The organism is Yinghuangia soli, assembly GCF_021502675.1.
GTDB classification, from domain to species: Bacteria; Actinomycetota; Actinomycetes; order Streptomycetales; family Streptomycetaceae; genus Yinghuangia; species Yinghuangia soli.
Genome location: NZ_JAKFHA010000004.1, coordinates 103,069 through 127,405, shown reverse-complemented (window position 1 = coordinate 127,405; position 24,337 = coordinate 103,069). Strand labels below are relative to the sequence as shown.

Below are 24,337 nucleotides of genomic sequence, written 5' to 3'. Positions count from 1 at the left end.
CTTTCCGGCACGACGAGGGGTCCGAACTAGACGGCGGGGGAAGCCGCGGCGGGGATCTGCTGGGTGATGCAGTGCACGCCGCCGCCGCCGTACGCGACGGTCCGGGTCGGCACGCCGACGACCTTGCGGTCCGGGAACGCGGCCTGGATGGCGGCCAGCGCGCCGGCGTCCGCGGGGTGGTCCGCGGTGGGCACCACGACACCGCCGTTGGCGATGTAGAAGTTGAGGTAGCCGACCTCGATGTCGGTGCCGCCCCAGGTCACGAACGCGGACTGCGGGACCTCGAGGATCTCGAACGGCCGGCCCTGCGCGTCGGTGGTGGCCTCCAGCACGGCGCGGTTCGCGCGGCAGCGCGCGTAGTCCGGGTGCTCGGGGTCGTCGGGGAGCTGGATGATGACCTTGCCGGGCGCCACGAACGCGCAGACGCCGTCGACGTGTCCGTCCGTCTCGGTGTCGAGCAGGCCGCCGTACGGCAGCCAGACGATCTTGGTGACGCCGAGCTTCGCCTTGAGCTCGGCCTCGATGTCGGCGCGGCTCATGTCCGGGTTGCGGTTCGGGTGCAGCAGGCACTGCTCGGTGGTGATGAGGGTGCCCTCGCCGTCGACCGTGATGGCGCCGCCCTCGAGGATCATGTCGGACGCGATGCGCGGGTCGCCGGTACGGGCGATGAGCGCCTCGGCGATGCGGTCGTCGGCGTCCCACGGGGAGTGCTTGCGGCCCCAGGCGTTGAAGCGGAAGTCGACGCCCGCGCGGCGGCCTTCCCCGTCCGTCACGAAGATCGGACCGGAGTCGCGGAACCACGCGTCGTCGATCGGGAGTTCGATCACCGTGACGGCGTCGCCGCACAGCTCGCGGGCCTCGTCGCCGGCCCCGGGGATGGTGACCATGGTGACCGGCTCGAATGCGGAGATGGCGCGGGCGACCGCGGCGTACTCGCTCTTGGCCGGGCCGAACATGTCCCCCCACAGGTCTTCGCGGGTCGGCCAGGCCATCAGGCAGCCTTCGTGCTCGGTCCACTCGGCAGGCATGCGGAACGTCATGTCGTGTCTCTTTCGGATCGGGTGGTGCTGGTTCGTGGAGCTGAGGTGCGGGGCCGGCATCCCGTACCGGCGCATGTAGCGGCACGCGCCGGTACGGGACGGCTGACGGGCGCCCCCGCGGCGCTACTTCGCGCCGGGCCCGGGCGCCGCGGGTACGTCGTGCGTGGCGCAGTGGATGCCGCCGCCCCCGCTCGCGACCGCGTCGATGCGGACGGGGACGATCTCGCGGCCCGGGAAGTGCTCGGCGAGGATGCCGCGCGCCCGGTCGTCCGCGCGGCGGTCGCCGAACTCGGGCATGAACACGCCGTCGTTGGCGATGTAGAAGTTGGCGTAGGTGGACAGGAAGTCGTCGCTCTGCCCGGTGATCGCGTCGGGGTCGGGCTGCGGCAGGTCGACGACCTCGAACTTCTTGCCGTGTGCGTCGACGGCGCTGCCGAGGACCTTGCGGGCCTGGTCGGCGGACCGCGACCACGAGTCCGCGGGCGTGCCGGGGAACGGGGTGTCGAGCAGGACGACGCCGGGTTCGGTGAAGCGCACCAGGCTGTCGATGTGCGCGTCGGTGATGTCCTGACCGCGGACGCCCTCGCACCACACGATCGCGGTGACCCCGAGGGCGCGCTTGAGCTCGGCCTCGATGTCCGCCTTGCTCTTGCCCGGGTTTCGGTTGTCGTTGATCAGCGAGCTCTCGGTGAGCAGCAGGGTGCCGGCCCCGTCGGTCTCGAACGAGCCTCCCTCGGCGACCAGTTGCGCCTGGTCGCGGCGCAGGCCGTAGCGGGCGGTCACGGCCGCGGCGACCTTGGCGTCGGCGGCGTGGGTCTGCTTCTTGCCCCAGCCGTTGAAGTTGAAGTCGACGCCGACGACCTGGCCGGCCTCCTCGACGAAGACCGCGACGGTGTCGCGCGCCCACAGGTCGTCGACGTCGAGCGCGACGACCTCGACCGCCGCCCCGCTGGCGCGCTGCGCGGCGTCCTCCGGGCGGGGGCGGGCCAGGAGGACGACCGGTTCGAACTCGGCGATGGCGCGGGCGATCCGGGCGATGTCCGCCCGCACCGCGGTCAGGTCGGCGCCCCAGATACCGGTGGACGCGGGCCACGACATGACGGTCCGCTCGTGGCGCTCCCATTCCGCCGCGAACTTTCTCGGCGCCGTACCGCCCTGCGGTGCGGCGGTGCCGGGGGTGCCGGCCGGGCTTTCGGACCCGCCGCCGCTGGCGTCCGCGGAGGTGCAGGCGGTGGCGCCGAGGGCGACGGCCCCCGCACCCAGCAGGCCGCGCAGCACGGCGCGACGGGACAGAGAAGAAGCGAACACGAGTGAACTCCGAGACGGGGTAGTGCGATTCGGTGCGGCAGGGCGGAGGTGTGCGGGGTGTCCGCGGGCGTCAGGCCACCGGCTCCTGCATGGTGGCGCAGTGGATTCCGCCGCCCCCGCCGCCGAGGCGGTCGGCGTCGAGCTGGACGACTTGGCGCCCCGGGAACGCCGCGGCCACGACCTGCCGGGCGGCGGCGTCCTTGGTGCGGTCGCCGAACTGCGACATGACCACGGCGCCGTTGCAGACGTGGAAGTTGATGTACGAGTCGAGGAAGTCCGGGTTGGTGGACCGGACCGTGTCCGGGCCGTCGAGCCGGATGACCTGGAGCCGGCGGCCCTTGGCGTCGGTGGCCGCGGACAGGATGGCCAGCTGCTGCCGGGCGTCCTGCGCCCAGATGTCGGTGCGGTTCGCGGGCGGGACCTGGACCATGACGACGCCTGGGCGGATGAACCGCGAGGTGGCGTCGATGTGGTCGTCGGTGATGTCCTGCCCCTTGATGCCGGGCACCCAGATCATCTTGGTGGCGCCGTAGGCGGCCAGTACGGCCTGCTCGATCTGCGCCTTGGTCTTCCCCGGGTTGCGGTTCCGGTTGACCAGGCTGCTCTCGGTGGCCATGACCGTGCCGTCGCCGTCGGTCTCGATCGCGCCGCCCTCGCCGACGAACGCGGTCCGGGAGAACGGCAGCCGGGTGTACGCCGCGATCCGGGAGGCGACCAGGGCGTCCTTGGCGTGCGTCTGCTTGTCGCCCCACCCGTTGAAGCCGAGGCCGATCGCGTCCCGGTTGCCCAGGCCGTCGGTGCGGAACACCGGGGCGGTGTCGCGGGTCCACAGGTCGTCGACCGGGATCGAGCTGATGACGGTGACGGTCGATCCGCACTTGCTGCGCGCGGTCGAGGCGCTGGAGGCGTCCGGCGCGCACATGATCACCGGCTCGAAGCGGGCGATGGTCCGCGCGATCAGTGCGACGTCGTTCTGGATGCCGTTGAGCAGGCTGCCCCAGATCGACCGGCTGGCCGGCCAGGCCATCCAGGTGCGCACGTGGGCGACGTCGTCGGAGGGGACGCGGAAGGTCCCCGCGGCCGCGGCCGGCGAGGCGGCCCCGGCTGCGGTGGCGACGGCCTGGGTGCCGACCGCGAGGCCGGCTGCGCCCAGCACGGTCGCGCCCAGCACACTGCGGCGGGACGGGCCGGTGCCGTTCTCCCCGGCTGCCGGGACGGGGCCGTTGCGATGCGTTCCGAACATGGCTGACTCTCCCTCTCGGGTGCTCGCTCCGCCGGGTTGCGGCGGGTGGGATGCAGGGCTTGTGCGCTGCGGGCGTCGCTGCCGGGCCTTGCCGGGCCCGGCTCCGGCCGACGGCCCCCGCGGCCGGCCGGATCGGGCCGCTCTCCGGCCGCCCGGGGAGCGGGCGGCGGAGGCGCGGAGCCGGTCCGGCGTGTCCACACTGTGGCACTGACTGAAAAGTCAGTCAATACTTCGGTGAACAAAGGACCCGCCGACCGGAGCCGGCGGGTCGTGGGACCGGAAGGGTCAGCGGGCCAGCCGCGCGAGCTCCACGTCGACGGCGTCCAGCATCAGGTCGCGGGCCGCCTCGACGGTGATCCCGCCGCTCAGCCAGCGGCCGCTGAGGCCCTCGACGAGGGCGGTGAGGCGCTGCGCGCTCGCGTACGCCGGATCCCCCGGGACGGCCGGGAGCACCGCGGCGATCAGCTCGGCGATCTCCCCGTTCCAGACCCGGGTGGCGTCCTCCAGGCCGGCCCGCAGCGTGTCGTCGAACATCGCACTCGCCCGCAGCTCGCCCCACGCGGTGCTGTTCTCCCGGACCATCTCGGTCTCCTGGAACTCCAGCAGCAGCGTCTCCTCGAGGACGCTGCGCGGTTCCGCGGGGGCGGCCTCGGCCACCTGGTCGGCGGTGTACCGGCCGGCCCGGTCGCTGATGAATTCGAGGGTCGCGCGGAGGATCCCGCTGCGGTCCTTGAAGTGGTAGTAGATCAGCCCGGTGGACACCGCGGCTTCGGCCGCCAGTTCCTCCACGCGAAGGCCCCGCACTCCGCGGCGGGCGATGAGCCGCGCGGCGGCTTCCAGGATCACGGTTCGTCGATCGGCCACGGAGCGCCACTCTACTGCCGCGGGGCGCGGTCGCTGCCGGTCGCGGCGCGGACGGGGGCGAAGGAGTGTGCGCACACGCTAACGTGACTGAAACTTCAGTTTGTTTTTGTGTCCGTCGTTCGAGTTCCGGGGCCGGCTCCGGCCCGTGTGGGGTGCCAGCGTGTCCAACCGCCAATTGCTGATCCTGGAAGCCGCCGCGCGGCTCATCGCCCGCCGGGGCGTGCGGGGCCTCCGCGTCGAGGAGCTGGCCGCCGAGGCCGGCGTCTCGGTCGGCCTGGTGTACTACCACTTCGGCGACCGGGCCGGACTCATGCAGCAGACCTGGGAGTTCATCAACGAGCGCGCCGAGCGCTACACCACCTCCGAGCGGGATCCGCTGGACGATCCGCGCGGCTACCTGGAGGAGATGCTGCTCTTCGAGCTCCAGGACGACCCCGAGGTGATGGAGAACAGCACCGCATGGGGCGAGTTCCGGGCCACCGCGGTCTTCACCCCCGACCTGGGCCGCCAACTGCGCGAGGCCACCGCGCAGTGGGTCGACGACGCCGCGTACCTGATCCTGGCCGCGCAGAAGACCGGCGATGCGGGCCGGGAGGTGGACGCGCTCGGCGCGGCGGAGCGCCTCACCACCCTGATCGAGGGCCTGAGCGAGCGGTGGCTGAGCGGATCGGTGTCGCTGGCGCGGGCCCGCGACCTGCTGCGCGGCGCGATCGTGCGGGAGCTGGGCCCGCTGCCGGTTTCTGCCGCCCAGAAAATTGACTGAATTTTCAGTACGTGCCAGAGTGGCGGCCACGGGGAGGTCCGGGCCGGCGGCCTGCGCCCCGGCCGGCGTACCGGCCGCGGGCCCGGACCGCACCACCCCGGACCGTCACCACCCCAACCCCGCGGCATCCCGGGCGCGCCGCACGGCATCACCCGTTCGCCGCGCGCCACACCCGAACGCAAGGGTCGACAAACCGGACATTCTTCCCCGCGCGGCCGTAGCGTGGAGCCCTTGCCCGCAGCAATCGGGGCGGGGACGTCCCCGCCCTCGCGCGAGAGGGTCGTCGCCGGTGGCCGCTTTCCCCTCGACTTTTCCCCCGATGCCGCGCCGGACGGCGCTGCAGTCGCTGGCCGGCCTGGGGGCGCTCGCCCTCGGCTCCGCGGCCTGTTCCGACTCCGGCGGTTCCGGGGACTCCCCCGCGCCGTCCGCGCCTGCCTCGCCCGCAGCGTCGGGCGGGACGACCGGAGCGGCGGCCCCCTCCCCGTCGGCCGCGGCCCGGCGGTTCGACGCCGAATGGGACAGCCACGTCCGCACCTTCATGTCGTGGCCCGCATCCGCCGGCATCTGGGGCGACGACCTGCCCGCGGTACGCGAGGACATCGCGCGCATCGCCCGCGCGGTCGGCGCCACCGAACCCGTCGTCCTGATGGCCCGGCCCGAGCAGGCCGACGCCGCCAAGCAGGCGGTCGGCTCGGCCGCCGAGGTCGTCCCGATCCCGGTCGACGACCTGTGGGCGCGCGACACCGTCCCGGTGTTCGTGACCGAAGGCGGCGTCGTGCACGGCGTGGACTTCAACTTCAACGGCTGGGGCAACAAGCAGCCGCACGAACGCGACGCCCTGGTCGCCCGCGAGGTGACGGCGAAGTACGGGATCCCGCGCGACCAGACGTGGATCGTCGCCGAGGGCGGCTCGTTCGAGACCGACGGCGAAGGCACCCTCATGGTCACCGAGAGCTCGGTGGTCAACCCCAACCGCAATCCGGGCAGGACCCGGCAGCAGATCGAGGACGAGCTCAAGCGCGTCCTCGGGGTCGCCAAGGTGATCTGGTTCGACGGCGTGCGCGGCGAGGACATCACCGACGCGCACGTCGACTCACTCGTCCGCTTCGTGGCCCCCGGCATCGTCCTGCTCGACAAGGCCTTCCCCGGCGAGCCCCCGGACTCGTGGTCGCGCTCCGCCGACCAGGCCCGCGGCGTGCTGAAGGACGCCACCGACGCCCGCGGCAAGCCGATCCAGGTCATCGACCTGCCGCAGCCCGATCCGCAGGAGATGACCGGGAGCGGCGACGACTTCGTGTCGTCTTACGTGAACTTCTTCGTCGGCAACAAGGCCGTGTTCCTGCCGCGCTTCGGCGACAAGGCCGCGGACGACAAGGCGCAGCAGATCCTGAAGGACCACTTCCCCACCCGCGAGATCGTCGCGGTGCAGATCGATGCCGTGGCCGCGGGCGGCGGCGGCATCCACTGCGCCACGCACGACCAGCCGGGCACTCCCCCGGCATGACGGACCCAAGCCGGGATCCGGCTCGGGGGCAAGGCCGCGATCCGGACGGAGGGCGGCGCCACGGCCCGGGCAAGCGCCGCCGCATCGCCGTCGCGGGGGCCGTCGCGGCCGTCGTCGCCGCCGTCCTTGCGACGGGCGTGTGGCTGCAGTTCGGCGAACGGGCCGACCTGGACACCCGGTACCGCGCGGTCCCGGCCGGCGCGGACGCCGACCGGGTCGACGTGACCGCCACCGTCGTGCGCGTCGACGCGGCAGCCCGCGAGCTGGTCCTGCGCGTCCTGGTCACCCCGCGCGGCGCGCTCGCCGAGGACGGCGGCCTCGCCCCGGCCGTCGACCTGGCCCTCCAGACGTCGCCGCAGGTCCGCGGCGACCTCAACTACCGCGCGCACACCCGGATCGCCACCACCGACCTCGCGGTCGCGCTCTCCGGCGGCTCGGTGACCGACTATCCGTTCGACGACTACCGCACGAGCATCGAGGTCAGTGCGCAGGCCGACGGCAGGCCCGTCCCGGTCGACATGACGCTCGGCAACAGCGACGCGCTCTTCTCGCTCGACGTCGACGCCCAGGCCGAGGACGGCGCCGCACTGTTCGACGTGGGCGTCGACCGGTCCACGACAGTCCTGGTCTTCGCGGTCTTCATGATGGCCGCGATGTGGGCGCTCGCCGTCTCGGTCGCGATCGCCACCCGCATCCTGGTCGCCGGGCGCCGCGGCCTGGTCTGGCCGGCTCTGGGCTGGATGGCCGCCACCCTGTTCGCGCTCGCCGCGTTCCGCAACACCGCGCCCGGCAACCCGCCCCTGGGTTCGCTGCTCGACTACTTGGCATTCCTGTGGGCGGAGGCGGTCATCGCCGCCTGCCTCACCACGGCCGTGCTGGTCGGTGCCGCGGTGGAGAACCGTCCCGCCGCCGAAGCCGCCTGATCCCGGTCCGCTCCCCGGACCGTTCCCCGGACCGTTCCCCGGACCGGCCGTGAACGGCGTCCGCCCCGCCCGGCACAAGACCGGACGGGGCGGAGCTCAGGACGTCGGGCGGGCGGACCGGCCCGGTGCGAAGGGCCGTTCGCCTGCCGTGTGCCGTCAGGCCAGGCTTGCGATGGCCTGGTTGAAGGTGGCCGACGGCCGCATGATCGCGGCGGCCTTGGCCGGGTCGGGCTGGTAGTAGCCGCCGATGTCGGCCGGCGAGCCCTGGACCGCGATCAGCTCGGCGTTGATCGTCTCCTCCTGCGCGGCCAGCGTCGCGGCGAGCGCGGAGAACGCCGCGGCGAGCTCGGCGTCCGCGGTCTGCTGCGCCAGCTCCTGGGCCCAGTACATGGCCAGGTAGAAGTGGCTGCCGCGGTTGTCGATGCTGCCCACGCGGCGGGCCGGCGACTTGTTCTCGTTGAGGAACGTGCCGGTGGCGCGGTCGAGCGTGTCGGCCAGCACCTGCGCCCGCGCGTTGCCGGCGGTCTGCGCGAGGTGCTCGAAGCTGACCGCCAGCGCGAGGAACTCGCCCAGGCTGTCCCAGCGCAGGTAGTTCTCCTTGACCAGCTGCTGGACGTGCTTGGGGGCCGAGCCGCCCGCGCCGGTCTCGAAGAGGCCGCCGCCGTTCATCAGCGGGACGACCGACAGCATCTTCGCGCTCGTACCGAGCTCGAGGATCGGGAACAGGTCGGTCAGGTAGTCGCGCAGCACGTTGCCGGTCACCGAGATGGTGTCCTCACCGCGGCGGATGCGCTCCAGCGAGAACGCGATCGCCTTGACCGGCGAGAGGATCTCGATCTGCAGGCCCTCGGTGTCGTGCTCCGGCAGGTACGCCTTGACCTTGGCGATGAGCTGCGCGTCGTGCGCGCGGTCCTCGTCCAGCCAGAAGACGGCCGGGCTGCCGGTGGCGCGGGCGCGCGAGACGGCCAGCTTGACCCAGTCCTGGATCGGCAGGTCCTTGGTCTGGCACATGCGGAAGATGTCGCCCGGCTGCACGGCCTGCTCCAGCACGGCGGTGCCCGACGCGTCGACGACGCGCACGGTGCCCGCGGCGGCGATCTCGAAGGTCTTGTCGTGGCTGCCGTACTCCTCGGCCTTCTGGGCCATGAGGCCGACGTTGGGCACCGAGCCCATGGTCGCCGGGTCGTACGCGCCGTGCGCCTTGCAGTCGTCGATGACGACCTGGTAGATGCCCGCGTAGCTGCTGTCCGGCAGGACCGCGAGGGTGTCGGCCTCTTCGCCGTCCGGGCCCCACATGTGGCCGGAGGTGCGGATCATGGCCGGCATCGAGGCGTCCACGATGACGTCGCTGGGCACGTGCAGGTTGGTGATGCCGCGGTCCGAGTCGACCATGGCGAGCGCCGGGCCGTCGGCCAGCTCGGCGTCGAAGGACGCCTTGATGTCGGCGCCCTCGGGCAGGGCCTCCAGGCCCTTGAGGATGCCGCCGAGGCCGTCGTTCGGGGTCAGGCCCGCGGCCGCGAGGGTGTCGCCGTACTTGGCGAACGTCTGCGGGAAGAACGCGCGCACGACGTGGCCGAAGATGATCGGGTCGGAGACCTTCATCATGGTGGCCTTGAGGTGCACCGAGAACAGCACGTCCTCGGCCTTGGCCCGGGCGACCTGCGCGGTCAGGAACTCGCGCAGCTCGGCGACGCGCAGCACGGAGGCGTCGACGACCTCGCCGGCCAGCACCGGTACCGACTCGCGCAGCACCGTGGTGGTGCCGTCCGCGGCGGCCAGCTCGATGCGCAGCGCACCGGCCTCGGCGACCACGGCGGACTTCTCGGTGGAGCGGAAGTCGTTCTCGCCCATGGTCGCGACATTGGTCTTCGAGTCCGCGGACCACGCGCCCATGCGGTGCGGGTGCGCCTTGGCGAAGTTCTTGACCGAGGCGGGGGCGCGGCGGTCCGAGTTGCCCTCGCGCAGCACCGGGTTCACCGCGCTGCCCTTGACCTTGTCGTACCGCGCGCGGACGTCCTTGTCCTGGTCCGTCTGCGGGTCGTCCGGGTACTCCGGCAGCGCGTAGCCCTGCTCCTGGAGCTCCGCGATCGCGGCCTTGAGCTGCGGGATCGAGGCCGAGATGTTCGGCAGCTTGATGATGTTCGCGGCCGGGGTGTTCGCCAGCTCGCCCAGCTCGGTCAGGGCGTCGGCGATGCGCTGGTCCTCGCGCAGGTACTCGGGGAACACCGCGATGATCCGCCCGGCGAGGGAGATGTCACGCGTCTCCACGGTCACGCCGGCCGTCGAGGCGTACGCCTGCACCACCGGCAGGAACGAGTACGTCGCCAGGGCCGGGGCCTCGTCGGTGTGCGTGTAGATGATGGTCGAGTCAGTCACCGGGTGCTCCGCTCCACTCCACGTCTGCAACATTGCTCGACATCAAGATATCTCCTGCACGACGCTGTCTCGACAGCACCCACCGCCCAACGTGTGGTCCTGCTCACGAAACGGCCCGGATCCGGCCGGAATGCGGCGCGTAATCCGCGCGCGGCGGCACGAAACAGGCCGAAGGGCCCGGATACGATCGCGCCGGTCCCCGCCCGCGCGACCCCGAGGAGCACGCCTGATGAGCCCCACGTCCGCAGCCCTGGTCACCGGCGCAGCCCGCGGCATCGGCAGACTCGCCGCGCGGCGGCTGGCCGCGGAGGGGATCGCCGTCGCCCTGCTCGGGCGCAGCCCGGACGGGGTGCGGGCGCTGCACGAGGAATTGGCGGCGGGCGGCGCCCGGAGCGTCCCGGTGGTCGCCGACGTCACCGACCCGGAGGCGGTGCGCGCCGCGGTCGCCGAGGCCGAGGCCGCGCTCGGCCCGCTCGACCTGGTGCTCAACAACGCCGGGCTCATCGACGCCGCCGAGGTCCCGTTCTGGGAGGCCGACCAGGACCAGTGGTGGGCCGTCGTCGAGACCAACCTGCGCGGCCCGGCGAACGTCGACCGCGCGGTACTGCCCGGCATGGTGGCCCGCGGCCGCGGCCGCATCGTCAACGTGAGCAGCGGGTTCGCGGTCGAGGCGTTCCCGGACTACTCGGCGTACAGCACGTCCAAGACCGCGCTGCTCCGGCTGACCGACACCATCGCCGGTCCGCTGGCCGCGAAGGGCGTGTACGTCTTCGACATCTCGCCGGGCGCGCTGGAGACGGACATGACCGCAGGCATGGCCATGTTCGCGGGCAAGACCGACTGGTACTCCCCCGACCGCTTCCTCGACGCACTCGTGGCCGTGGCGGAAGGCCGCCTGGACGCCCTCGCGGGCCGCTTCCTGCATGCCGGCAAGGACGACCTGGACGCCCTCGCCACCCGCGCCGCCGAGTTGGCCGACCACGACGCCCGCCGCCTCCACTTGAGGCCGTACGGCCCCGACGACCCGCAGCAGTAGCCCTACCAGGCGGGTTGGGGGCCGACAGACGCCTGGGGCCGACGCCACGCCCCACCCGCCCCCGCGGGCACTCCCTCCGCCCCTCAGCGCCACGCCACGCCCGCCCCTCGGGCACTCCCTCCACCCCTCAGCGCCACGTCCCCACAACTTCGGCGCCTCCGCGACTCAGCCCGCCAACGCCTCACGTTCTCCACTCGTCAGCCCCCTCGGCCCCTGCGCGTCGCTTGCGGTCGGTGCCGACGCGGTCTCGCGTGTGCTTCGGGTGGGCGGCTTCCCGTCTCTCCGGACACGCCGAAGGCCCGGCAGCCATTCCTCGGCTGCCGGGCCTTCGTCTTGTCGATCGCGCGGAGCGCTACGCCCCGCGGAGTACCGCGCCCGTGCGGTCCGCCGCCAGCGCCACCGCCGCGTCGCGGGCCGCCGTGGACTCCTCGGCGGTCAGCGTGCGGTCGGTCGCGCGGAAGCGCAGCGCGTAGGCCAGCGACTTCTTGCCGGCCCCGACCTGCTCGCCGGTGAAGACGTCGAACAGGCGCAGGGACTCCAGCAGTTCGCCGGCCCCTTCGCGCAGCGCGCCCTCGACATCGGCGGCCGGGACGGTCTCGTCCACGATCAGCGCGACGTCCTGGGTGGCCACCGGGAACGACGAGATGTGGCCCGCGACCGCGAGCTTCTCGCCGCCGGTCGCGGCCAGTTCCGCGGTCAGCAGGTCGAAGTCGACCTCCATCGCGCAGGTCCGGTCCGGCAGCTGCAGCGCCTTGACGACGCGCGGGTGCAGCTCGCCCGCGTGGCCGACGACGGTGTCGCCGACCAGCAGCGCGGCGCAGCGGCCCGGGTGCCAAGGAGCGTGCCGGTCCTGGCGCACGGTCACCTCGACGCCCACCGCGGCCGCCACCGTGCGGGCCGCCTCGACGGCGTCCGCCCAGGTCGCGGTCCGGCCGCCGCCCCACCAGCCGGACGGCGCGCGCTCGCCGGACAGCACCGCGGCGACGCGGTACGGCTGGTCCGGCAGTGCCGCGGCGAGCTGCTCCAGCTCGGCCTCGGTCGGCCGCCGGTCCACCGGCAGGCGCGGCGCGACCGGCCGCTCGGCCTTGGGCCGGAAGACCAGCCCGGTCTCGAACAGCGCGACGTCCGCGTTGCCGCGCCCGACGTTGCGGCGCAGCGTGGCGAGCAGGCCCGGCAGCAGCGTGGTGCGCAGCGCCGGCTCCTCGTCGGAGATCGGGTTGACCAGCTTGACCGTGATGCGGCGCGGGTCGGACGCGTCCAGGCCGAACGCGTCGAAGACCGCCTCGCCCACGAACGGGTAGTTCTGCACCTCGCGGTAGCCGTCGCCGGCCAGCGCGCGGCCGATCCGCCGGCGCAGCCGCTGCGCGGGGGTGAGCCCGCGGCCCGGCGGCACCTGCGGGAGGGTCGACGGGACCTCGTCGTAGCCCTCCAGCCGGATGACCTCTTCGGCCAGGTCGTTCGGGTCGGTGAGGTCCGGGCGCCAGGTCGGCGGCGTCACGGTGAGCGCGTCGATGCCCTCGACCGTGCAGCCGACCTCCTGGAGGCGCTGCGCGACCGTCTCGGCGGCGTACGCGATGCCCGCGACGTTGCCGGGGTGGTCGACCGCCATGCCGATGCGCACCGGCTCGCGCGGCGCGTCGACCTCGGTGACGCCCGCCTCGGCGACCGCCCCTTCGCCGCCGAGCAGCACCAGCAGGTCCACCGCGCGCTGCGCGGCGGCCCGGGCGGCCTCGGGGTCGACGCCGCGCTCGAAGCGCCGCGACGCCTCGGAGCCCAGCTTGTGGCGGCGCGCGGTGCGCGCGATGGAGACCGGGTCGAAGTTGGCCGCCTCGATCACGATGTCGCGGGTCTCCGCGCCGATCTCGGTGGTCTCGCCGCCCATCACGCCGGCCAGCCCGATCGGGCCGCTCTTGTCGGTGATGAGCAGGTCCTCGCGGTCGAGCGTGCGCTCGGCGCCGTCCAGCGTCCTGAGCTTCTCGCCCTCGTGCGCGCGGCGGACCGTGATGGTGCCCTGGAGCTTGGCGCGGTCGTAGGCGTGCAGCGGCTGGCCGAGTTCGAGCATCACGTAGTTGGTGATGTCGACGGCGAGCGAGATGGGCCGCATGCCGGCCATCTGCACGCGGCGCTGCAGCCACAGCGGCGACGGCGCGGACGGGTCCACGCCGACCACGGTGCGGGCCACGAACCGGCGGCAGCCCTCCGGGTCCTCGACCGCGATCGGGTAGCCGTACGAGTTCGGCGCCGGCACGTCGAGCAGCGCGGGGTCGCGCAGCGGGATGCCGTAGCCGATCGCCGCCTCGCGGGCCACGCCGCGCATCGACAGGCAGTAGCCGCGGTCCGGGGTGACCGCGATGTCGAGCACCTCGTCCACCAGGCCGAGGAGTTCGATCGCGTCCGAGCCGACCTCGACCTCGATGGGCAGCACGATGATGCCGTCGTGGTCGTCGCCCATGCCGAGCTCGCGGGCCGAGCAGATCATGCCGGCCGACGTGTGGCCGTACGTCTTGCGCTGCGAGATCTCGAAGCCGCCGGGCAGCACGCCGCCGGGCAGGATCACGACGACCTTGTCGTCCACCTCGAAGTTGGTGGCACCGCAGACGATCTCCTGCGGCTCGCCGGTGCCGTTGGCGTCGCCGACGTCGACCTTGCAGAACCGGATGGGCTTCTTGAAGCCGGTCAGCTCCTCGATCTCGAGGACCTGGCCCACCACGAGCGGACCCTTGAGGTCGCTGCCGAGCTGGTCCACGGTCTCGACCTCGAGGCCGAGCGCGACCAGCTTTTCCGCGACGTCGCGGCCGGACTGGCCGGCCGGCAGGTCGACGTACTCCCGCAGCCAAGAAAGCGGGACCCGCATCAGATCTCCATCCCGAACGGAAGGGTGAAGCGCACGTCACCCTCGACCATGTCCCGCATGTCCTCGACGTTGTGCCGGAACATCAGGGTGCGTTCCAGCCCCATGCCGAAGGCGAAACCGCTGTACACCGCGGGGTCGATGCCGCACGCGACGAGCACGCGCGGGTTGACCATGCCGCAGCCGCCCCACTCGATCCAGCCCTCGGACCGGCAGGTCCGGCACGGGTTGTCCGGGTCGCCGACCGAGGCGCCGCGGCACACGAAGCACTGCAGGTCGACCTCGGCGGACGGCTCGGTGAAGGGGAAGTACGAGGGCCGCATGCGGGTCACGATGCCCTCGCCGAACATCGACGAGGCGAAGTGGTCCAGCGTGCCGCGCAGGTCGGCCATCGTCAGGCCCTTGTCCACCGCGAGGCCCTCGACCTGGCCGAACACCGGGGTGTGCGTGGCGTCCAGCTCGTCGGTGCGGTACACGCGGCCCGGGCAGATCACGTAGATCGGCGGGGTGCGGGTGAGCATGGTGCGGATCTGCACCGGCGAGGTGTGGGTGCGCAGCACGACGCCGGAGTCCGGGGAGCCGTCCGCGGCCTGCACGAAGAAAGTGTCCTGCATGGTGCGCGCCGGGTGGTCCGGGGCGATGTTGAGGGCGTCGAAGTTGTACCACTCCGCCTCGACCTCGGGGCCCTCGGCGATCTCGTAGCCCATCGCCACGAAGACGTCGCCGACGCGCTCGGCGAGGGTCGTCAGCGGGTGCCGCGCGCCGCGCGGGGCGCGGTCCCACGGCAGCGTCACGTCGACGGTCTCCTCGACCAGCACGCGCGCGTCGCGCTCCGCCTCGAGCTCCTCGCGGCGGGCCGCGAGCGCCTGGTTGACCTGCCCGCGGGCCTGGCCGACGCGCTTGCCGGCCTCGGCCTTGGCCTGCGGCGGCAGTGCGCCGATCTCGCGGTTGGCCAGGGCGAGCGGCGAGCGGTCGCCGGTGTGCGCGACCTTGGCCTCCTGGAGGGCGGCGAGGTCCTGGGCGGCGGCGAAGGCGGCCAGCGCCGCGTCCCGCGCCTTGTCGACCTCCTCCGGTTTCAGGCTCTCCACCTCGACCGGGTCGTACGACTTGTTCGGTGCCGACATCTGCTTCCAGTGCTCCTGTAGGGATGCTCGCCCGCGGGGGTGTCCGGTCGAAGCCGGGCGGCCACGCACTCCGGGCCTCGGCCGACCGCATGCGGTACGGACGGTGGAGTACGGGGCGACAGGGCGAGTCTAGGTGAATCGGGCCGCGGACCTGGAACCCGGCCGTGCCGCGGCACCGCGGGATCGCGGTCGTGCACTGCGGCGGTACGGCCCGGCGGCCGGGGCGGACCCGGGATCGTCGCGGGGGCCAGGCCCGCGGGGCGGTGCGGTCCGGCGCTCAGGCCAGGACGTCCGGCATCCCCGCGGGCAGCCGAAATCGGAACATCGCCCCGCCGCACTCGGCGCGGCCCACGTCGATGGTGCCGCCGTGCGCCTCGACCAGGCCCTTGACGATGTAGAGGCCCAGGCCGGTGCCGCCGCGGCGGTTGCCGCGCCAGAACCGGGTGAAGACGCGGCCGAGCAACTCGTCCGGGATGCCCGGGCCCTCGTCGCTCACCGTGATCTCCGTCCCCTCGTCGTCGCCCGTGCCGCCGAGTCCGTCGGCGGCCGGGCCGGCCGCGCCGAACGTGGTGCCGGCCATCTCGATGGTGACGGCTCCCGCGCCGTGGCGCACCGCGTTTTCCAGCAGGTTGCCGAGGATCTGGTCCAGCTTGTCGCGGTCCATCCAGGTCGGCGGGAGGGGGCCTTGGGCCTTGACCCGGAAGCGGTCCTCGGGCTGGCCGGCCGCGATCTGGGCGCGCACGTGCCGGTCGACGGCCTCGCGCAGGTCCACGACCTCGCGGTGCAGCTGCAGGCGCCCGGAGTCGATGCGGGAGATGTCGAGCAGTTCGGTGATGAGCCGGGTGACGCGGTCGGCGTCCGCGTCGACGGTCTCCAGCATGAGGCGCTTCTGCTCGTCGGTGAAGCGCTCCCACTTGCGCAGCAGCGTGGCGGTGAAGCCCTTGACGCTGGTGAGCGGCGAGCGGAGTTCGTGCGCGACGGTGGCGATCAGCTCGGCGTGGTTGCGCTCGCCGCGGCGCCGGGCGGAGGTGCAGCGCAGTGCGACGACGACGTGCTTGACCGGCGAGTTCGCGCCGTCCTCGCGTACGTACGAGGCGGTGACCAGCACTTCGCGGCCGCCCAGCACCAGGTTGCGCTCCGGCTGCCGGGTGCGGATGCCCAGTCCGCCGTACGGGTCGGTGCACACCCACCAGCGCCGGCCGTCTATGTCCTCCAGCGGGAGGGCGTCGGCGAGTTGCTTGCCGAGGGCGTCCCCGGCCTTGACCCCGGTGATGCGCTCGGCGGCGGCGTTGAAGCACACCACGGTGCCCGCCGCGTCCGCCACCACCAGGCCGTCGGGCAGTGCGTCGGCACTCAGCCCGCCCAGCATGTCCGCCACGTACGGATCCGCGTCCACGTCCACCGGCCCCCTTCCGACCCCACACGGCCGAGGGATTGCACCATTCCGTGGCCCCCCGCGGAACGGCATACCCCTATGAAGCAGATGCTCCGGGCCGGTCACACTACTCCAACGGGCCGCACCACTCGACAGTCACGCGACCAGTTTTCCTTGCGCGCCCATGGCGAAAGCGGGCGCACGCCCGCGCGGCCCCGGCGCATCGAAGCTAACCGGCGCGCAGCGTGCGGCAGCCGGAACTCCCGCGCTGCGCCCGCGCGGACGCATAGAGGCACACGGCCGCCGCGGTCGCCAGGTTCAAACTCTCCGCACGCCCGTGGATCGGCACCCGCACCACCGCGTCGGCGAGCGCCCGGACTTCCTCGGGCAGGCCCCACGCCTCGTTGCCGAAGATCCAGGCGGTGGGCCCGTCCAGGCCGCCCGCGTCCAGCTCGGCGTCCAGGTCGGCCTCGCCCGCGCCGTCCGCAGCCAGGATGCGCAGCCCCGCGGCGCGCAGCTGCGCGACGGTGTCCTCGATGTGCGCGCCGACGACCACGGGCAGGTGGAACAGGCTGCCCACCGAGGCGCGCACGGTCTTGGGGTTGTAGAGGTCGACGGAAGCGTCGGTCAGCACCACGGCCTCGGCACCGGCGGCGTCCGCGGCGCGCAGCACGGTCCCGGCGTTGCCCGGGTCGCGCACGTGCGCGAGGACCGCGACGAGGTCCGGGGCGGGGCCGTCGGCGAGCGAGGCGAGCGGCACGTCGACGAACCGGCACAGCGCGACCATGCCCTGCGGGGTCACCGTCTGGCTGACCGCGGCCACCACCTCGGTGCTGGCCTGCAGGACCGGGACGCCGGCCGCGCGGGCCGCCTCGACGATGTCCGGGTAGCGCTCCGCGGACTCGGCGGTGGCGTACACCTCGATCGGCGTGCCGGGCAGTGCCACGGCCTCGCGGACCGCCTGCGGGCCCTCGGCGAGGAAGCGCCGCTCGCCGGCCCGGAACGCGCGTTTGGCGAGCCGCCGGGCCGCCACCACACGCGGTGAGCGGGTGGACGTCAGCTCGGGACTCGCCATGGGGGCAACCGTTCTACGTGGCTCGGCGGGAGAGGTACGGAAATCCGGGGGCGGACCGCCGCAGCAGGGGCGTTCTGCCCCCGAATGTACCGATGGGCCCCCGCGGCCGCCTGCGGTCCTTGCGGACCGCGGCGGCCGGTGCGGGGACCCACCGGTGATGCCCGAAAGATCAGGCGGCTTCCTTCGGCGCGTTCACGTCGGCCGGAAGCGCCTTCTGGGCGGCCTCGACCAGCGCGGCGAACGCCGTCGGGTCGTTGACCGCGAGCTCGGCGAGCATCTTGCGGTCGATCTCGATGCTGGCGGCCTTCAGACCCTGGATGAAGCGGTTGTAGGTGATGCCGTTCAGGCGGGCAGCGGCGTTGATGCGCTGGATCCACAGCTGACGGAAGTCGCCCTTGCGCTTCTTGCGGTCGTTGTAGTTGTAGACCAGGGAGTGGGTGACCTGCTCCTTGGCCTTGCGGTACAGGCGCGAACGCTGACCGCGGTAACCGCTCGCGCGCTCGAGGATGACGCGGCGCTTCTTCTGGGCGTTGACGGACCGCTTGACGCGTGCCACTAGATGACTCCTTGACTTCAGACCGGGGCGTGGTGACCCCGACCCGGGGTACGACTGGGACCGGCGCCCGCCGCCTCCGCTTCGCCGTCAGGCTCGCGGGGACAGGCACACGTGGCTCACTTGCCGAGCATCTTCTTGATCTTCTTGGCGTCAGCCGGCGCCGCGACGACCGTGCCCGCGAGGCGGCGGGTCAGCGTCGAGGGCTTGTGCTCGAGCAGGTGGCGGCGGCCGGCACGCTGACGGACCACCTTGCCGGAGCCGGTGATCTTGAAGCGCTTGCTGGCACCACTGTGCGTCTTGTTCTTCGGCATGTCGCCGCTGTCTCCTCGTCGTGCCGCGCCTGCCCGGCATCGCACCGGGCAGGCACAGATGTGTGTGGAACTACTGGTCGTGGGACGACCGGGGTCAGCTCTCGTCCGCGGCGGCCGGAGCCGCGACGGGCTCCTCGGCCGGCGCAGCGGCGGCCTCGGCCGCCTCAGGCGCCTCGGCAGCCTCCGGGGCCTCGCCCTCGCCACGGCGCGCTTCCTTGCGGGCGGCGGCGGCTTCGCGGGCCTCGGCCATGGCTTCGGTCTTCTTCTTGTGCGGACCGAGAACCATGATCATGTTGCGGCCGTCCTGCTTGGGGCTGGACTCGACGAAGCCCAGCTCCTGGACGTCCTCGGACAGCCGCTTCAGCAGACGGAAGCCCAGCTCGGGGCGGGACTGCTCACGACCGCGGAACATGATCGTGATCTTGACCTTGTCGCCCTGCTTCAGGAACCGCTCGACGTGACCCTTCTTGGTCTCGTAGTCGTGCGGGTCGATCTTCGGCCGGAGCTTCATCTCCTTGATGACCGTGTGCGCCTGGTTCTTGCGCGCTTCACGGGCCTTCATGGCGGACTCGTACTTGAACTTGCCGTAGTCCATGAGCTTGCAGACCGGCGGCCGGGCGTTGGCCGCGACCTCGACCAGGTCGAGGTCGTACTCCTGGGCAAGCTCCAGGGCCTTGGCAAGCGGAACGATCCCGACCTGCTCGCCGCTGGGACCGACGAGTCGCACCTCGGGGACGCGAATCCGGTCGTTGATGCGGGGCTCGGCGCTGATGGGGCCTCCTCGATTCCTGAAGTGGTCGGCGGTCCTTCCCGCTGCCACGTACTCCTGCTTCGATCTCCCGGGCGGGCCTTTTTGCGCGCCGGGCCGGCCGAAGCGGCCCGACATGCGAAAAGCCCCGCATGGGATGCATGCGAGGCTCCATAACCGGTGGCAGGCGCAGCCCATTCCCCCTGACAGGGGACGGGCGGCACCACGGAATCATCCGAGGATGATCCGCACCGGACCGGGACCCGTCGACCGTGAGGTCGATCGGGTGGGAGACGGAGCCTCCGCTTGCAGGTCGGACACATCAGTGCCCGATCGGTCGACGCACCACAATACCACCCGGCCGGATGAACCGGACACCGGGCGGCGTAGGCGCGCCCCCTACTGTACGCGACCGGACCGGATGCTCCGTGACCGGAGTACCGGGGGCGGGCGGCGTGCCGCGATGCCCGACACTGGGTGCCATGACCGACAGCGCACAGCCCTCCCCCGCGGACGACGCCGGCTCCGTGGACGCGATGACCCGCGACATCGGCGACGTCTCCGCGATGGAACTGATCACCACCGTGGCCGTCCACCTCATGAGCGCCTCGGCGGTCAAGCTCGGCCTGGCCGAGGACGGCGAGCAGGACAAGGACCTCGACGAGGCCCGCAAGCTCATCACCGCGCTGGCCGGCCTGGTCACCGCGGGCGCCCCCGAACTGGGATCGCAGCACGCGGGACCGCTCCGCGACGGCCTCAAGTCGCTGCAGCTCGCGTTCCGCGAGGCCTCGCTCTTCCCGGACGAGCCCGGCAAGGGCCCCGGCGAGAAGTTCACCGGCCCGGTCTACGGCTAGGACGCACCCGCTGCGGCCGGCCCAGGCGTTCTCGCACTGCCCTGGCCGGCCGCAGCCGCATCACCAGGACTCGTACCAGGTGTACCAATCACCTGTGAGATGGATGAACGACACCCGCCCGCGGTCCGCAGCCGGGCTCCCGTCCGGGGCGTAGGCGAAGCCGCCGTCGATCCGGAAGACCCCGCTACCGCCCGGCACGCTGAGCAGCGCGCCGCGGCCTGCGGCCAGCGGCTCGGCCGCGGTCACCCGGTACAACCCGCGCCACCCCAACTGCGGCTCCCCGCCGCGGGCCGCCTCCACCGCCGTGGCCCGCAGCGCGTCCTCCGACGCCGCGAACCGGGCCTGCAGCGGCAGCCCCGCGCGCAGCCCGGCGAGCACCAGGACGACGGCGACCGGCACCGCCGCCCAACGCCACCGCGCAGCCCGCAGCCGGGCCCGCCCGGACCGGGTCAGCACCGCCGCGCCGAACAGGAACGCCCACACCACGCCGAGCACGAACCACGCGAAGGCCTCGGCCAAGAACCAGAACAAACTGCCGTTCGGCCAACTCGACGTCCACGCGCACACCAGCGAGACGGTGACCAGGCACCCGACGAACACGCGCTTGGGCGGATCCCCCAACCGCCGCCGCTCCCACCGAAACACCCGGCCCCACCAGGAACGCGCGCCCGCGTCGGGCACGCTGACAGCGTCCACCATCCACTCCCCCGCACCACGCGTTTGCTGCCCCCTGCAGCCCGACCGAGCGTACGGGCGCCTTCGCGCCCCCGCGGGGATGCCACAGCGGCAAGAACAACCGCAGACACCCAGGCGCGCCTGCCCGGGCACCCGAGCGGCACTCCGGCGGGGCGCCTCCGGCACGGCAGGGAATCACGTGCCGCGAGGGCGAGCCAGGCTGGGCTCCACAGCAGCACTGGCCGCACGCGGGCGGCCGGCGCGCACGGACACCGCACGGATACGGAGCGGAGCGACGGGCCGCATGCCGTTCGGGCGGCTGCAGTCGCGACGGCGATACCCCGACACGGCCCGCCCACGGGCCTTCGGGCGGTGCCGCGCCGCGGCAGCACGGCTGGCGGAGTCGCGACCACGCCTCGCGTCGCGGCCGCGCGGGGTCGGCACCGCCGTGAGCGATCAGCAGGTCCGGACGACAGCGGCGCCGGGGGGGGTGCCGTGTCAGGCGGAAGCAACGGGCCGGAGGCAGGCGCGAGCGGGCGTTGGCCTATCGCCGAGGCGGCGCTGCGAGTGGTCAGCCACTGCGGACGCGCAGCGGCGGGGCCGGAGGCGCTGCGTCGGGGGGCAACGGGGCCAGGCCCAAGCTCGGGACATGCAGGGCCAGGTGGCGGCTTGGGCGGCGTGATTGCCCGCAGACGTGCGCCGTCCGAGCGGGTGCGCGTCGGGGCGCTGTCTTGCCGGCTGCGGTGGAGGCGCGTCCGCCCTCGTGCGCACGGCCGAGCGGGGGCGCCTTGCCGGTGGTCAGGGGGTGCGGATGTACAGCGGGGGTGCCGGGGGCGCTGCGTCGGGGGGTAGCAGGGCCAAGTCCAGGCCTCGGGTCAGGCGGGATCGGAGGATGTCGTTCTCGGCCAGGCGGGCGGCGATGCGTTGGGCGGCGGCGGTGATTTCTGCGGGGGTGGCCGTCGTGGCGAGGGTGAGCTGCAGGTCGGCGGTGGGGCTTGCGGTCAGGTACACGGCGGTGACCGCCTCCTCTGCTGCCGCGGCGTCCCGTACTGCGGTGCGGACCTGCTCGTCGAGGTGCGGAGCGGTCAGCTCGCGGCCCTCGGCGAGCGCCCGCAGTGCGGCGCCGGTCACCTCGTAGGGGTATGGGCCCGCGAGGTCCAGCAGGAGCGTGTCCGCCCCTTCGGAGTACGTGGCGTGCGCGGCGCGGCGGGCGTCGACCGGTACCGGACGCGCGTCGGGGCGCCAGCGGGCCAGGGCCTCGGTCGAGGTGAACGCGGGCAGCGCCTTGCGGCCGCCGGGGCCGACGATCGTGGGGATCGCCATGTCGCTGGACTTCTCGCGGGCGAGCTCGCCGGGGGCGGTCTCCTCCAGTTCACCGAGGATCGCGACCACCGGGACGAGCAGGCGCGCCCCGGCGAGTGCACCGAGTACCGCCTCGGGCCCGGACGCGTCCTCCGCGTCGGCGGCCAGTGCCGCTGCCAGGGCGGCGTCGGCGGTGCCGTCGTCGCCGGAGAATCCGGGGTCGGGAATGCTCTTGCCGGTGAAGTCCACGGCTCGACCCTAACGCCCGGGCGGCACCCCTCCGGACCGCCCCGGACGGGCCCCGGACCTGCACGGCACCGGCGCTGGGATGCCGCGCGCGGCTTGACCACTGGGCCGCGCGCGGCATCCCGTCCGGGGCTGCGGCCCGCGGTGCGGACGACTCTGCGATCAGTGTCGTCGGCCGCCACGCGGCGCGGGACGGGCTGCTACGACCCGTGATCCCGAACGTGAATCAGGCTACGCACCCCCGGAGTTGCCGCCAGCCGATCACCGGTCGCTCACCCGTACGAGTGAGCCCCCGGCTTGGCGTACGGGTGGCGCCGGCCAGGCGAAAAGGCCGCCCTGCGGGGGCGGACCAGCGACCGGAGCCGCCGAGCCGGATCTCGATTGCGACCGCTCCCCCCTCAGGCAGCTTCCGACGCGGTACATGCCGGGGCGCGGGGCGTCGCGGAGCTCTCAGCGCGCATCGCCCGCCGTGAACTAGGTGGCCTCGGTGCCGCCTTCGCTATGCCGCAGAGCGAAAATCCGAGGCGGCGAAGCCCCTGTCCTCCTCGCGCGTCGGCCGGTCTTACACCTCGGGCAGGCCCAGGTTCCGGTAGCGGGCGAGGCGGCGATGCATGCGGTCCTCCGGGGTGTCCGCCTGGAGCGCGGTGAGTTCGTGTTCGAGGGTGGCCGCGACGCGGCGTACGAAGGACTCGGGTTCGGCTGCCGCATCGGGGAGTTCGGGGATGATCCGGTCGACGATCCCGTGCGCCAGGAGGTCCGCGGCGCGGATGCCCTGGCGGTCGGCGATCTCCGGGGCGCGGTCGGTGCTGCGGAAGAGGAGGGCTGAGGCGCCTTCCGGGGGCAGCGGGGAGAGCCAGCCGTGCTGGGCGCACAGGACGCGGTCGGCAGGGAGGAGGGCCAGCGCGCCGCCGCCCGCGCCTTGGCCGAGGAGGAGGCAGACGGTCGGGGCGGGGAGCATGACGAGTTCGGCGAGGCAGCGGGCGATCTCCCCGGCCAGGCCGCCTTGTTCGGCGTCCGCGGAGAGCGCGGCGCCGGCGGTGTCGACGACGGTGACCAGGGGCAGCCCGAGTTCCGCGGCGAGGCGCATGCCGCGGCGGGCCTGGCGCAGGCCGGCCGGCCCGAAGGGGCCGTACTCGCTCTGCCGGGTGCGGTCCTGGCCGAGGACCACGCAGGGGCGGCCCGCGGAGCCGGGGCCGGCGAAGCGGGCGAGGGCGAGGCGCAGCGAGGGTTCGCTCTCGCCTTCGCCGGTCCCGCGCAGCGGGGTGACGGACTGGGCGCCGTGCCGCAGGAGGGTGCGCAGGCCGGGGCGCTCGGGGTCGCGGGAGCGCTGCACGCTGTGCCAGGCGGGGGTGTCCGGGAAGGGCGCAGGCTCGACGGGCGCGGCGGGGGCGGGCGCAGTGGCGGCGGCGGAAGCGGGCGCGGGCGGGGGCGTGTCATCAGGATCATCGTCGGGGCCGAGGACGGCGAAGACCTTGCCGACGATCTCGCGCAACTGCCCGGGCGGGACGACGGCGTCGAGCAGGCCGTGTTCGTACAGGTTCTCGGCGACCTGGACGCCGGTCGGGAACGGCTCGCCGTTGAGGGCCTCGAAGACGCGCGGGCCGAGGAAGCCGATGAGCGCGCCGGGCTGGGCGGCGGTGACGTGGCCGAGGGAGCCCCACGAGGCGAAGACGCCGCCGGTGGTGGGGTGCCGCAGGTAGACGAGGTACGGCAAGCCGGCCGCCTTGTGGGCGGCGACCGCGGCGGAGATCTTGACCATCTGCAGGAACGCGACGGTGCCTTCCTGCATGCGGGTGCCGCCGGAGGTGGGCGAGGCGACCAGCGGGAGGCGTTCCGCGGTGGCGCGCTCCACGGCGCGGACCAGGCGTTCGGCCGCGGCCACCCCGATGGACCCGGCGAGGAAGGCGAATTCGCAGGCGGCGACGGCGACGCGCCGCCCGTGGATGCGGCCTTCGCCGGTGACCAGGGACTCTTCCAGGCCGGTCTTCTCGCGTGCGGCGCGCAGTTCCTCGGCGTAGCGCGGCTCGATCCCGGCAGGCTCCGGCAGCGGGTCGGCCCAGGCGGTGAAGCTGCCCGGATCGAGGACGGTGTCGATCAGGTCGAGGGCACGCACGTGCATGGGGTCCGCCTTCCCGGCCTGGCCGGGCCGCGAGGTGAGTGGCG

General features: G+C 73.3%; 20 protein-coding genes. 5 read left to right on the top strand and 15 right to left on the bottom strand.

What is annotated here, in order from left to right; all coding sequences use genetic code 11:
- Nucleotides 1-26: 26 nt before the first annotated feature.
- The 4 genes from LZ495_RS09615 to LZ495_RS09600 form a co-directional block, all read right to left on the bottom strand.
- The gene (locus LZ495_RS09615) at nucleotides 27-1,040 is read right to left on the bottom strand and encodes an agmatine deiminase family protein (protein ID WP_235051618.1); all 1,014 of its coding nucleotides are present in this window, start codon (nucleotides 1,038-1,040) and stop codon (nucleotides 27-29) included.
- Nucleotides 1,041-1,163: 123 nt separating this feature from the next.
- Nucleotides 1,164-2,348, bottom strand: coding sequence for an agmatine deiminase family protein (locus LZ495_RS09610; protein WP_235051617.1), 1,185 nt, complete (start codon nucleotides 2,346-2,348; stop codon nucleotides 1,164-1,166).
- 70 nt (nucleotides 2,349-2,418) lie between these two features.
- On the bottom strand, nucleotides 2,419-3,591 hold the full coding sequence (locus LZ495_RS09605; RefSeq protein WP_235051616.1) for an agmatine deiminase family protein: 1,173 nt from the start codon (nucleotides 3,589-3,591) through the stop codon (nucleotides 2,419-2,421).
- 285 nt (nucleotides 3,592-3,876) lie between these two features.
- Nucleotides 3,877-4,455 carry a TetR/AcrR family transcriptional regulator gene (locus tag LZ495_RS09600; RefSeq protein ID WP_235051615.1) on the bottom strand — a complete coding sequence of 193 codons (579 nt, stop codon included), beginning with the start codon at nucleotides 4,453-4,455 and terminating at the stop codon, nucleotides 3,877-3,879.
- 160 nt (nucleotides 4,456-4,615) lie between these two features.
- Between LZ495_RS09600 and LZ495_RS09595 the strand changes: the two genes are divergently transcribed.
- From LZ495_RS09595 to LZ495_RS09585, 3 genes are all read left to right on the top strand, one after another.
- A complete protein-coding gene (locus LZ495_RS09595) occupies nucleotides 4,616-5,218 on the top strand; it encodes a TetR/AcrR family transcriptional regulator (RefSeq protein ID WP_235051614.1) in 603 nt (200 codons plus the stop codon).
- Nucleotides 5,219-5,537: 319 nt separating this feature from the next.
- Nucleotides 5,538-6,722 carry an agmatine deiminase family protein gene (locus tag LZ495_RS09590; RefSeq protein ID WP_235051613.1) on the top strand — a complete coding sequence of 395 codons (1,185 nt, stop codon included), beginning with the start codon at nucleotides 5,538-5,540 and terminating at the stop codon, nucleotides 6,720-6,722.
- A complete protein-coding gene (locus LZ495_RS09585; RefSeq protein ID WP_235051612.1) occupies nucleotides 6,719-7,645 on the top strand; it encodes a DUF4436 family protein in 927 nt (308 codons plus the stop codon). The genes LZ495_RS09590 and LZ495_RS09585 overlap by 4 nt, the downstream gene beginning before the upstream one ends.
- Before the next feature lie 156 nt (nucleotides 7,646-7,801).
- Here the strand turns inward: LZ495_RS09585 and LZ495_RS09580 are convergent, their stop codons facing one another.
- Nucleotides 7,802-10,021, bottom strand: coding sequence for an NADP-dependent isocitrate dehydrogenase (locus tag LZ495_RS09580; protein ID WP_235051611.1), 2,220 nt, complete (start codon nucleotides 10,019-10,021; stop codon nucleotides 7,802-7,804).
- Nucleotides 10,022-10,250: 229 nt separating this feature from the next.
- Between LZ495_RS09580 and LZ495_RS09575 the strand changes: the two genes are divergently transcribed.
- Nucleotides 10,251-11,057: an SDR family NAD(P)-dependent oxidoreductase gene (locus LZ495_RS09575; RefSeq protein ID WP_235051610.1), complete on the top strand. Its 807-nt coding sequence runs from the start codon at nucleotides 10,251-10,253 to the stop codon at nucleotides 11,055-11,057.
- Nucleotides 11,058-11,409: 352 nt separating this feature from the next.
- Here LZ495_RS09575 and pheT read toward each other — a convergent pair whose 3' ends face one another.
- The 7 genes from pheT to infC form a co-directional block, all read right to left on the bottom strand.
- Nucleotides 11,410-13,911 (bottom strand): phenylalanine--tRNA ligase subunit beta, encoded by a 2,502-nt coding sequence (gene pheT / locus LZ495_RS09570; RefSeq protein WP_235051609.1) that lies wholly within the window; start codon nucleotides 13,909-13,911, stop codon nucleotides 11,410-11,412.
- On the bottom strand, nucleotides 13,911-15,032 hold the full coding sequence (gene pheS, locus LZ495_RS09565) for a phenylalanine--tRNA ligase subunit alpha (protein WP_235051608.1): 1,122 nt from the start codon (nucleotides 15,030-15,032) through the stop codon (nucleotides 13,911-13,913). Before pheS ends, pheT begins: the two co-directional genes overlap by 1 nt.
- A gap of 277 nt (nucleotides 15,033-15,309) precedes the next feature.
- On the bottom strand, nucleotides 15,310-16,500 hold the full coding sequence (locus tag LZ495_RS09560; RefSeq protein WP_372498548.1) for a sensor histidine kinase: 1,191 nt from the start codon (nucleotides 16,498-16,500) through the stop codon (nucleotides 15,310-15,312).
- A 136-nt stretch (nucleotides 16,501-16,636) separates the two neighbouring features.
- Complete coding sequence (locus LZ495_RS09555) at nucleotides 16,637-17,482, bottom strand: TrmH family RNA methyltransferase (protein WP_235051607.1); 846 nt, start codon at nucleotides 17,480-17,482, stop codon at nucleotides 16,637-16,639.
- Between the two features lie 169 nt (nucleotides 17,483-17,651).
- Complete coding sequence (rplT, locus tag LZ495_RS09550; RefSeq protein ID WP_235051606.1) at nucleotides 17,652-18,038, bottom strand: 50S ribosomal protein L20; 387 nt, start codon at nucleotides 18,036-18,038, stop codon at nucleotides 17,652-17,654.
- 116 nt (nucleotides 18,039-18,154) lie between these two features.
- On the bottom strand, nucleotides 18,155-18,349 hold the full coding sequence (gene rpmI, locus LZ495_RS09545) for a 50S ribosomal protein L35 (protein ID WP_235051605.1): 195 nt from the start codon (nucleotides 18,347-18,349) through the stop codon (nucleotides 18,155-18,157).
- Nucleotides 18,350-18,443: 94 nt separating this feature from the next.
- Nucleotides 18,444-19,121, bottom strand: a complete 678-nt coding sequence (infC, locus tag LZ495_RS09540; RefSeq protein WP_372498551.1) for a translation initiation factor IF-3 — start codon at nucleotides 19,119-19,121, stop codon at nucleotides 18,444-18,446.
- Nucleotides 19,122-19,579: 458 nt separating this feature from the next.
- Here infC and LZ495_RS09535 point away from each other — a divergent pair, with 458 nt between their 5' ends.
- Nucleotides 19,580-19,951, top strand: coding sequence for a DUF1844 domain-containing protein (locus LZ495_RS09535; RefSeq protein WP_235051603.1), 372 nt, complete (start codon nucleotides 19,580-19,582; stop codon nucleotides 19,949-19,951).
- Nucleotides 19,952-20,011: 60 nt separating this feature from the next.
- Here LZ495_RS09535 and LZ495_RS09530 read toward each other — a convergent pair whose 3' ends face one another.
- The 3 genes from LZ495_RS09530 to LZ495_RS09520 form a co-directional block, all read right to left on the bottom strand.
- Nucleotides 20,012-20,650 (bottom strand): hypothetical protein, encoded by a 639-nt coding sequence (locus LZ495_RS09530; protein ID WP_235051602.1) that lies wholly within the window; start codon nucleotides 20,648-20,650, stop codon nucleotides 20,012-20,014.
- 774 nt (nucleotides 20,651-21,424) lie between these two features.
- Nucleotides 21,425-22,177: an SseB family protein gene (locus LZ495_RS09525; protein WP_235051601.1), complete on the bottom strand. Its 753-nt coding sequence runs from the start codon at nucleotides 22,175-22,177 to the stop codon at nucleotides 21,425-21,427.
- Nucleotides 22,178-22,736: 559 nt separating this feature from the next.
- The gene (locus tag LZ495_RS09520) at nucleotides 22,737-24,293 is read right to left on the bottom strand and encodes a carboxyl transferase domain-containing protein (protein WP_235051600.1); all 1,557 of its coding nucleotides are present in this window, start codon (nucleotides 24,291-24,293) and stop codon (nucleotides 22,737-22,739) included.
- Nucleotides 24,294-24,337: the final 44 nt, after the last annotated feature.